The organism is Marinomonas communis (genome assembly GCF_004363305.1).
Classification (GTDB): domain Bacteria; phylum Pseudomonadota; class Gammaproteobacteria; order Pseudomonadales; family Marinomonadaceae; genus Marinomonas; species Marinomonas communis.
On record NZ_SNZA01000007.1, the window covers coordinates 76,344 to 87,828 of the forward strand.

At 41.6% G+C, this 11,485-nt stretch carries 7 protein-coding genes; 1 reads left to right on the forward strand and 6 read right to left on the reverse strand.

From position 1 onward, the window contains the following. Positions 1-45 precede the first annotated feature (45 nt). Positions 46-2,109 (forward strand): FAD-dependent oxidoreductase, encoded by a 2,064-nt coding sequence (locus C8D85_RS16970; protein WP_133565014.1) that lies wholly within the window; start codon positions 46-48, stop codon positions 2,107-2,109. A 356-nt stretch (positions 2,110-2,465) separates the two neighbouring features. On the opposite strand, the gene C8D85_RS16975 is transcribed toward C8D85_RS16970, so the two are convergent. The 6 genes from C8D85_RS16975 to C8D85_RS17000 form a co-directional block, all read right to left on the reverse strand. Then, entirely contained in the window at positions 2,466-3,188 is a 723-nt protein-coding gene (locus C8D85_RS16975; protein ID WP_133565016.1) for a hypothetical protein, read from the reverse strand. A 7-nt stretch (positions 3,189-3,195) separates the two neighbouring features. Next, positions 3,196-3,945 carry a M48 family metallopeptidase gene (locus C8D85_RS16980; protein ID WP_133565018.1) on the reverse strand — a complete coding sequence of 250 codons (750 nt, stop codon included), beginning with the start codon at positions 3,943-3,945 and terminating at the stop codon, positions 3,196-3,198. A gap of 3 nt (positions 3,946-3,948) precedes the next feature. Further along, positions 3,949-7,248: a type I restriction endonuclease subunit R gene (locus C8D85_RS16985; RefSeq protein ID WP_133565020.1), complete on the reverse strand. Its 3,300-nt coding sequence runs from the start codon at positions 7,246-7,248 to the stop codon at positions 3,949-3,951. Positions 7,249-7,262: 14 nt separating this feature from the next. Further along, positions 7,263-8,729 carry a VWA domain-containing protein gene (locus C8D85_RS16990; protein ID WP_133565022.1) on the reverse strand — a complete coding sequence of 489 codons (1,467 nt, stop codon included), beginning with the start codon at positions 8,727-8,729 and terminating at the stop codon, positions 7,263-7,265. Beyond that, positions 8,720-10,492, reverse strand: coding sequence for an AAA family ATPase (locus C8D85_RS16995; protein WP_211342228.1), 1,773 nt, complete (start codon positions 10,490-10,492; stop codon positions 8,720-8,722). Before C8D85_RS16995 ends, C8D85_RS16990 begins: the two co-directional genes overlap by 10 nt. Positions 10,493-10,600: 108 nt before the next feature. Next, on the reverse strand, positions 10,601-11,485 hold the full coding sequence (locus C8D85_RS17000) for a Kiwa anti-phage protein KwaB-like domain-containing protein (protein WP_133565024.1): 885 nt from the start codon (positions 11,483-11,485) through the stop codon (positions 10,601-10,603).

The window sequence follows — 11,485 nt, forward strand, 5'->3', positions numbered from 1 at the left end:
TGGAACGTTCCAAAAAAAAATAATTTCCTTTACTAGGGTTTAAATATGCCTCAGCTATCACTTTCTGATGACCTTCTCTATCACCTAACCCGAATTAAAATGCCTAGAGAATTTCCTAAGGCCATACCGGAAGATATCCCAACCGTAGCTGGTTTATCCCTGCCAGTGTATCGCAGTCAAGTGCTAGTTGTAGGGTCTGGTGCAGCAGGATTACGTGCTGCCGTGGAGCTAAAGCGTAGAGGTCAAAATGTAATATTGGCTACATCAGGAGTTGGGATGGGAACGTCCGCTTGCTCTGGTTCAGACAAGCAAACCCTACACACAGCTTCAACTCGAGGTCACGGTGACGACTACCTTAATATGGCTACTGCCATCGCCGCTGGCGGCGCTATGGATCATGACGTTGCGTACGTCGAATCCGTGGGCTCCAATCAAGCTTTGGCTGGATTGCAGTTTATGGGACTACCCATTCCTCAAGATAGATATGGAGCCGCATTGCGATATCAAACCGATCATGACGAATATGGACGAGCTACCAGTTGCGGACCAAGAACCTCGCGCTTAATGGTCAAAGTGCTGGCTGAAGAATGTAAACGGTTGAGCATTCCCGTTTTATCACGAGCCAGCGCAGTGAAACTTCAAACACAACGCCTTGATGATCAAGAGAAGGCCGTAGGACTTTTTCTGGCAACCAACGATCAATCGCACAATGATTACGGCCTGTCCTATGTAGAATTTGATGCCATAGTGCTAGCCACAGGCGGACCAGGTGAGCTCTATCGAGACAGTGTATACCCAGGAAAATGCCACGGCTCATTGGGCCTAGCGCTGGAAACGGGACTGACACTTAGCAATCTGACGGAAAGCCAGTTCGGTATCGGTACTTCTAGAGACAACTTTCCTTGGAACCTATCTGGCTCCTATGTGCAAGTGGTTCCACATATCTATTCTGTAGACAATCAAGGGAAAGAACATCACTTTTTGGCAAACTATTTTGCCGATATGGACATGCTCTGCGATGCAGTATTCAAAAAAGGATATCAATGGCCGTTTCATGCTGAGCGTACACTACACCATCAATCAAGCCTAGTGGATCTAGCCATTTACGAGCAACAGCAGTTAGGGCGCAGTGTCTATATGGATTTCCAGCGAAACCCTGAACCCTTTAAGGGCAGAGTGTTTGATATCAACCGTTTAAGTGGGGACGCCAAAGATTACCTAGATAATAATCAGGCGTTGGGGGATCTCCCAATCCATCGTCTGGAGAAACTAAACCCGCTAGCAATTGAACTGTACCGACAGAATGGTACAGATTTACGCCAAGAACCTTTGCGTTTTGCCATGAACAATCAACATATGAATGGCGGAGTGGAAGTAGACCTTTGGGGACAAACTAGCCTGAAAGCCTGCTATGCCATAGGGGAATTAGCCTCCACTCATGGAGTAACTCGTCCAGGAGGCGCCGCACTGAATGCTGGTCAGGTATTCGCAGTACGAGTAGCAGATCATATCAGTCACACAAGCCAGTCTAAGCAAGTCCCTCTTGGCGCATCTTTAGACGAGACATTGACGGAGATAGTATCTGAGTTGACTCAGGCACTTACTCATTCACTGCATAAGCAAACTTTAACCGACAGGCGCATGCAGGTGCAGGGACTGATGTCCGATCACATAGGTTTTATCTGTCATTACCAAGCCACACTCGACGCACAAAGCACTTTACATCGTCTTAGCCAACAACCCATGTATATTGATAACCCAGCCCAGATTCCCGCCTACTTTCACTGGAAACAAAACACATTGGCTGCTGCTGCTATCGCGACAGCATTAGCCGACTATATGAAAAAAGGTGGTATCAGTCGTGGTGCTCGACTGATTTGTGATAAATCAGGTCAACAGGTCCCGATGGCAGCGAATCAGCCATTAGAGCAATTCCGTCATCAGGGCGGGCATGACCCGTTGGGTAAATACAAACAGCTTATTCAATATACGGACGAGAATTTCACAGTTCGATGGCGATCTGTTTCAGCACTGGAAGACGTTTCTAACATCTACTTTGAAAAAAACTGGCCAGACTTTCTAAACAGCACCATTTATAAAGCAGAGTAGCGACTTCTCCCAATTTAAACCACCAGAAACTGGCTGTATAGGATATCATTTCTTTACAGCCTAAACCTGACTAAAAATCCACTCTAGGGTGGATAATTCTATCAGCTAACTGCAGAGTAAGTGCGTAGATATATAAACCTATCGTTATCAATTGAAAAAAGAACAAAGGTAATTATATGCCATCGCATATCTTCATATTACTTATTGCGGCAGGTCTATGGGCCATATTTATAAGAAACACCAGCTTTAGAAAAAAACCATTCACAAAAAGATATGAGATGCTCCCTCAATACCATCAAATTAGTAAATACCAATTCAAGTAACAAACTCTCAAACTTAATAAAGCCTATCTAAGTTTACTTATAATAAACTTTTTTAATTTGCTCTAGCGTCATCCCTTTAAGACTAGAAATCTTATTCTTCTTTCTTTCAATAGCAGCTCGGGATGTATAAATCTGTTCATTTCCTGAAGCACCAATATCAAAATCTAATAGAAGATTATCAATATTAGGGATTTTAACTCTATTCTCAACTGCCCACTTTCTTACGTAATCCCAAATAGCGTCCTCACTTAAAAGTGAACTAGTTGATAGCGTATGGCTAGAAATCTTCCAGCAAGCACAATCTATATCCTCGCACTCCCTTACAACTACACACCCTCTTAGACGAGGAATATCAGGATAACTAACGTCTACTGCAACAATTCGGTCGTTGATAGTTCTTGAGTTTTTACAACCACAAACAGTCCTAACACCTAGGCTTATGTAATTACGGGCATATCTATTAAAGAAATCTGGAGAGCAAACATATCTTACATTTTCAGCCAGAACCTCAGAAGTTCTGATAGAAGACTGAATACTGATTCCATCCCATTCTATTTCTCTCCAATTACGGAAAGATTGAATTTTAAGATCAATAACTCCTTTTGGAGAAATAAATATCTTCGCATTATCAATGCCCATCTTAGGCTTCAACAGCTTAAACGAAACTTCGTCTGAATATGTTTTCTTAATCAGAAGGTATCCTGACTCAACTTCCGGCCTCAATATTTCAATTAAAGTGTTGTTTTGTTCCATCATTTTCATTTCAACTTATGATTTCAAATGCCATCTCATCCAGCTTTTCTTTTGTCTTTTCCCAGTTTGGCATCACTTGCCCCATTAATCGGTAAAAGCGTTCACTGTGGTTGTGTTCTGCGATATGGCAAAGCTCATGCAAGATAACGTAGTCGATGCACTCACGAGAAGCTTTGACTAGATGAGGATTAAGAGTAATAAGCCCTTTAGGAGAGCAGCTCCCCCATTGGGTTTTCATGGTTAGCACCCGAATAGATGGACGCTCTGATACCCATAGGGCTTGTTCAAGCATGGCTGTCAGGCGTTTGGCGAAGGTTTCTTTGGCTCTGGCTTTGTACCATTCGTCTAGCAAAGCTCGGATTTTCTCTGGCGACTTCTGTCTTACGGAAACCTCCAATCTTCCACGAGTCATTTTTACTATCTGAGTAGCTTCCGGTTGCTCTTCCACTTTCAATAGGTATTGCTTACCTAAATAATGATGGCTTTCACCGCTCACATACTGCCGTGGTAAAGCGTGCTCTTGGAGCTTTCTAAACTCACGAACTTGCTCATAAATCCAACGGCCACGCTTGGTTAAAGCAATCTGAATATCCTTGAGTTCAGCGTCTTCCGGTGCCGCCACAACAACACGACAATCCGGATGAACTTTGATAACGATCTTCCTAGCGGAAAATTGTCCTTTCAAGAGTGCACAGTCATAGCGATGCTCACCGTAGCGAAAGGACAATTTTTTATGCTCTGGAATAATGGAGACAGACATAGCTTACGATTCTTTCGCCAAACCAGTTCGAGTAATTTGAACGACCAACTCCACAGCTTTCTTAGCTTGATCCATACCACCACCAATCGCTTTACACTCTTGGAACAATTTAGGCAGCAGCTTTTTACGGATATCAGCCTCAATATTGTCAGGATTAATTGAGTTTTCAGATACGGCAGCGGACACCAACTCATCAATTTCAAACGCCAGTTTTGTCCACTTATCCATAACCTGTTCATCAGTAACAGCAAACACTTCTGGCAATACCTTTTTAAATACCCCGAAATAGGCTTGAGCATGATGGTTACCAGCAAAGACATTAGGAACACCATCTAATCGACGCGCTTCTACTTGCTCTTTGAACTCGCTAAACAGCAAGTATTGCTTATTGGGGTGATCAAATAGCTCCTCGGCCTCCTGAATCACCTTTAACAACAGAGCAGAAAAAGACTCTTGCGCATAAGGATCATCTGCCAAGTCCTGCTCGATCATCTTGGTAACACGGGTTTTAATAATATCCGTTTCGTTTCGAGTCTTTTCCTCTGACCAGCTTTCTGGATCAGTACTTTGCCCCATCTTACCAACTTCATATTTGGCATTGGATTCATTAATCGCAACACCAACCACATGCTTATCGAGCAATTTTTTCACTCTATCCGCATAATCGTCGTAATCCACCTGCTCGCCACAGGCCTGCTTAACTAACTGACGTAGTGACGACAGCTGCTTCACAGTCTCTTTGTAGTGTTTCCGATCCTGATCACTAAAGCTGGTGTCTTCAAAGAAGGTGGCGGATTGCAGAGCCACCTTCAGACAACTGGCGAAGTTAGTTAAAGCTTCAAAGAAATCATCTCGACGCTCTTGGTTAACATCTACTAAATCCCCATTCTGATTTTCAATCTTAGGAATCAGTGGGGCTTTTAATTGCTCGATATCAGATTTGTTTTTCACCCCATCAAAGATAGCCCACAAAGCCTTATACAAATGAGGCAGACGTTTATATTCTGTACTCATCTGATTATAAAGGCCCGCAATATCATCGACGTTATACCCTCCCTGGGTACGGTTAGCTAGGTCCTGGTAATCTTGGATGGTAGTATCTAGTTCACGCAGAATACCACGGTAATCAATCAGATAACCAAATTGCTTTTTCGGATGAAGTCGGTTTACCCGTGCAATCGCCTGAATCAGATTGTGAGATTTGAGCTGCTTGTCGATATAAAGCACAGCGTTCTTAGGTTCATCAAAGCCTGTCAGAAGTTTATCAACGACAATGATCATTTTAAGAGGGTCTTTCTCATCGGCGAAACGACGAATGATATTGTCGGTATAGATTTGCTCATCTTGTTTACCAACGTTGTCATTCCACCATTTGGTGACTTCTGGCATAGCCGTGCTGTCAACGGCTTGATTACCTTCACGGCTGTCAGGTGGACTCATCACAACTGCTGTTTCAAAACGATCTTTCTCAGGCCACTCTAGCATGGCTTGATCTAAGTATTTCTTGTACTTAATAGCAGAAGTCTTGCTGTCACAGGCCAATTGTCCCTGTAATCCATCCGGGATATTGTTGATGAAATGACTTACCACATCTAAAGCTATCAACTCTATACGATCATCGACCGCATAGATTTCACCTTTTTTGGCAAACTTACGCTTAAGATCGGCTTTTTGTTGATCTGAGAGCCCCTCAGTTACACGCTCAAACCATGTATCTATGGCTTTTTCATTGACGTTTAACTCAGGCTTACGTTCCTCGTATAGCAAAGGCGTGACAGTTCCATCCTCAACTGCTCTCTGCATGGTGTAAGCATGGACAATGCCTCCGAACTTACTTTCCGTCTCATCATCTTTCAATAAGGGCGTACCAGTGAAAGCGACAAAAGAGGCTTTGGGTAAAGCTTGTCGCATACGAATACCATTTTCCCCACCTTGGCTGCGGTGCCCCTCATCAATCAAAACAATAATGTTTTCACTGGTATTACGACAATTGGGATATTTTGTAGCTGAGTTAAACTTTTGTATCAGAGAGAACAGAATCCGTTCGGTGCCTTGACTGATCTGCTCAGCTAAGCGCTTTCCAGAAGTAGCCATAGCTGCCTGTTTATCTTTTTTACCTGATAACTCCCCTCCGGAAGCAAAGGTATTGCTTAACTGTTTCTCCAAGTCTATCCTATCTGTCACCACTAAAATACGGCACTGCTTTAGGCTGTCATGCAAGATAAGCGCTTTACTTAAAAACACCATAGTGAAAGATTTACCAGAACCGGTGGTATGCCAAACCACACCACCTTCACGTCCACCAGAAACATCCGTAGAACTGATCTTTGAAATCAATTTTTTAATGCCGAACACTTGTTGGTACCGAGCAACGATCTTCCCTGCTTTTTGATCAAACAAAGTGAAGTAGCGAACCATTTCCAATAATCTTTCTGGACGTAATAGACAAATCAGCAACTGATCTTGCCCAGAGACATTCAGTTCATTTGCGGACCATGCTTGATACCAATCTAAGTCTCCCGCTTTACGATAGTCAAAGATCGCTGCTATCTGTTCGGGTGAGAGCTTTTTATTGCGGATAGCATACATCTCAGTATCGGTAAGTTCTTCTTCTCGCCAAGCAGCCCAGAACTTCGCTGGCGTATTGCAAGTAGCGTAACGCCCCTCTGAGCCATTGATAGATAGTAAAAGCTGGCTGTAGGCAAACAGATGAGGGATTTCATCGGGGCGCTGATTTCGAAGACTCTGGGAAATACCTTCGTCTACCGTTGGGCCTTTCTTCCCATCGGGGCGCTTTGCCTCGATCACTACCAAAGGAATACCATTCACAAAGCAAACAATATCAGGACGTCGTTTATCCTGAGTACCGCCAGAGCGGGTTACAGAAAACTCTTCGGTAAAGATAAAGCTGTTGTTTTTAGGATCAGCCCAGTCGATGAGCGCTACGGTAGGTGTCGCTCGCTTACCATCCACAAACTCCGTTACCGAAATCCCATACATCAAGTGGTTGTATAGTTTTTCATTGGCCGTCAGCAAACCTTCATTTAAAGCAGGGGAACAGATTTCCGTGATCAAGTTATCAATCGACTTTGGTGACAGGGGATAACTTTTACCACCAAACACAAAACGACGCTTTTGGAGCTCCCCCTTCAGCACTTCCCTCAGCACCGTCTGATCAAACTTGCCACCACGCTCAGCTAATGCCTGTTCAGGATTAAGAAATGACCAGCCCAAGCTCGTCAATAACGTAAGAGCAGGTAACTTAGCACTGTATTCTTCCTGAAATTTTGCTATATCGATCATATTTTTGTCTGTTTTTACATCTTACTTTGGAAGTTAATTAGTTCATGAACCGTACTTTTTTGAGGATCATAGATCCATTCTTGATCAAAAAGACTTTTCTGCCTTAGATTCATATACGCCTGATCAATAATCAAAGAATAAAATCGACTTCCACTTTTACGCTGAGCTTCGATCTTTTTCAAAACAACGTTCGGCAAACCAGCCATGATAAAATCAGAAATAACGAGTAAATCTGCTTTTTTATACTCATCTTTTTTCATAATATGGAGAGCATGATCTAGGGCTGGCGCAGCATCAGTACCACCATGAAATGACATACTCAAGAAATCAATGATTGATGAGATTCCTATTTCACCAGACAGATCCAAGGTATTAATACCTGTAGAGAAATTAATTAAATAACATGATCTTTTATCGTTACGAGCTTTATTTGCAATAAACAAACTGACTGCTTTAGCTATTGTTTCTGGCATCCCCATCATTGATCCACTCGTATCAACACAAATGATCATTGGCCCTTTTTTTTCTTCTTCCTTAATAAGCTGATCTTGTTCAATTTGCTTTTCTTCCTGAATGGTTTGCATACCATTCATATCAAAACACATCAGCCTAGATTCAACATATTTGAGGTCGAAAAGGATTGAAGTCTGCACATCAGCCAGTAAAGCTTTTTCACTTGGTAAGACGTTCTCTAAATCTCTTCCCATCCGGACACCAACAATCTCTTCCCTTGAGTTGATATCAGGTTGCAGTACTTCGATATTTTGCGCTATCTGAACTCGTTCAATCTTTTCTGAGAACTCTATCTGCCTGATCTTTCCCAACAATTCACAAAGAGATTTTAGCCCCTTATCTTCTGACAAGTATTGAGCCCATCTTTTAAACTGCTTTAAATCTTGAGCTGTGAGGCTTCCTTTTGATAGATCCACAAGTAAACCAGGATCTAACCCTAGGCTATCAGCAACAGGTTTTAGTTGTTGAAGCACTTTTAATAAATCCATTAGCTCTTTCAATAAGCTATTACGATAATGATAAAGTTGCTCAAACTCCCAATCGTTTCTAGCTTTATCGATCACTTTTTGCCATTCTCTACTCAAGAGACGACAGCCAATTTTATAAGGGTTATTAGATGATTCACCGGCTATCTGATCATCAATTTCAAGTTGCTTGTACCAAAAATCTTTATCGACAGGAGAACGTGATTGGTGGCACATCTGATGGAATTCATCAATAGCACATTTAAATTTTTCCTTTGTAATGTCTCGTTCTTCACTATTAGAACTCCATTTAGATAATCTATTTTGAGATTCGTAATATGGAAAATTTTTTATTAATGAATTATTAGCATCCTCCCGCCACTGATCACATCTCTCTTCTACCTTTTCTTTTAAAATACTGGAACTATCAAGCAAATAGCCGTACTTCTCATTTATATCTTCTTTGATGTTTTTTACAGACAGCTCAACATGATCTATTTGCATAGATATTCCAACCGTTCACAATCTTTGATGCGCAACCTCAAGCTTTCAATCTGCTCAACAACACCGGATATAGCTATATTTGTCTTCTCTTCTGACACAAAAATAGACTTGAGATCGAATTCAAACCTCTCACGCTGTTCTTCGACAGTATTCAATATAGCAGAAAGACTATTTCTAATATCTGATACAGATAACGCTAATGAATCGACTAGCCTAGTATTTACTTTCTCTTTCTTATCACCTTTATGAAACAAAACCTTAGGCTGGAATTTCTGGCTATAATTTGAGTAGCTGTATCTTTCTTTTAAGATACATGTCCCTTGCCCATCAAACGAACATGTTATTTCATCAAATTCATTACCACGTTGATCTACTGGATGAAACTCCTTTTTAGTCTTTAAATTAGATAATGCAATATAAATGATCTTTGCACTGGAATTATAATGACTATTACTTTCAAACCTGACCTTGAAAAATGGTTTCCCATCTATGTTTTCGACATCATACACATCAGAAGAATAAAAGAGTTCACTGTTAATTTCTTTATCTAGTTGCTCTTTCTGGAGGTCAATCTCAGCTAAACTTATACCGCTATCAAACCCTGTCTCTTTTACCGCTTTTTGAACAATTTCTTTTACTTCGAGCCTATTATCCTCTTTGGTCCATAGACAATGCTCTAACAATAGTGCGTCACTATGATTGGTTTGGGTACGACCATTAAAAAAAGCCGAGGCCTTCATCAGCATAGCTGCTCTCTGCCAGCGTCTATCGGACACATATACATTCAGCTCATCAAAACGACTGGTTAGTGCCTCTCGTATCAGGTGGACGATAGTTAACACTTCTTTCGACAGTGCGACATTATGGATTTCTGATCGCCATTGGCTCCACTCATCAGTTTGCACAATTAAGTCATCAGAAATCTTAACCTGCGCATCGGTCGGCTTACTCGAAAGTAGTTGATTAAAATTTTTAGATTGCTCAATTGGCCCAACCATCAAACGTATAATGAACCGATCATATAAGGCTTCAAGCCCTTGATTCGCTTCAGGCGTTTCGTTTGAAGCTGCGATAAGCGCCTTAAGTGGTGCCTTTTCTACCTTCTCTCCATTGCGGAAAATATGCTCATTAATTAGGGTCAACAGCGTATTCAAAATCGCCGGACTGGACTTCCAAATTTCATCTAGAAAGGCAAACTCAGCCATAGGAAGGTAGTTTTGAGTTTTGCGCGTATATAAGTCTTCTTTTAGCGCCTTTATTGAAACTGGCCCAAATACATCTTCAGGCGTACTGAAGCGGTTCATGAGGTATTCAAAATAAGTCGGCTGTGAAAACGCACAAGCAATACGGCGTGAGATTAGACTTTTAGCAGTACCTGGCGGACCATATAAGAAAGTATTCTGTCCACACAGAGCACCAAGCAATGCAACGGAAATGATTTCTTCTCGCTCAAACATCCCATCACAAACAGCATCAACCAGACCTTTAATTCGTTTAGTAATTTCGCTTTGAGACTGATCTAGTAAATTAGCTGTCATTGTTTTCTGTGATGCTTTTCTACTTACAAGCTTAGGCACCTCCTCTTCCAAAAAAGCTTTACCTTTAGCCTTACCTTGAAAGGAAATATTTCCGGTACTTTCATGCCAATTCAGCACACCGCCATCTAACCGATAGACTTTACGATCATTTTTCGAGTCATCCCATACTCCACCTAATGAAGAAAGCTTTTCTTTAAACTCTTCATAACTTCCAGAAAAGTCCATTTAGTAATTCCTTATATTTTAAATTTCAATAAAAACAATTTTTAAAACCAAAAAATCTTATCAATTTGAGATAAAGATTTATCAAGCGAAACAGTTGAAACTCTTAGATCAATCGGACTCTAACCGCTTAGAATTTGTACGGTATTGCTCCCCCGAGAGAGGACCTACAAAGATATTTTCTAGCAGGAACTGCAAAAGCGTTTTTAGCTCTTTTTTGTCTGTTGGGAGCTGAATCTGGTCATTGACCACTGTAATGTTTACCTGAGAGAAACCCTCCGCGACATCGGTAATTTTCTGCAATCCATGTTGATTTAACACATCATCCTGACTAATTACATGCACCATTTTGCGAACTGACGAATCTGCATTAGATTTGAAATTATCGATATCCGCACAGGCCAGAAGAGTGTGGACTGCAAAAGATTCTAAATCTGAATCTGTAGCTTCTCTGTATGCATCAGACAAATCAAATACAGTGCGGAGGTTAGAAAAGCTCTTGAATTTCAGCTGCCTATTTTGAATCACAGCCACCAAGCTACGAGCCAGAGTAAACATAGGTTCAGTTATTTCGGTAAAGGTATTTCCGGTTTGAAGTCCCAGCACAGGTATCTGATTTCGAACCAGCATTTGAGCGGAGGTAAAACGCTGCACCTGCACCGTCACTTGGCCACCGCTCGCATATCCACTGAACAAAGCCTTGATGGGCTCATCGTTAAATCGGGACAGATCTAACGCAGGATATGATGTCACATTGCTGGTAATGGCTGAGCTCATAAGCTCAATTTCAGTCAGACCTGCTAGTACCAGCAATTCATTTGCATCGGGCTTCCAGTCTCCGTTAAAAGGCAGCTCTTCTTCAATACCATTAAAAAAATCTTGCTGTTGGGCGCCAAATAATTGAGTGATTTTGTTTTGAAGAGGAGCATTCAAGCGAACACGTCGAATCTCTGGAACACCATCAACTAAAACCAGCGCAAAAAGATTTTGCGGCAC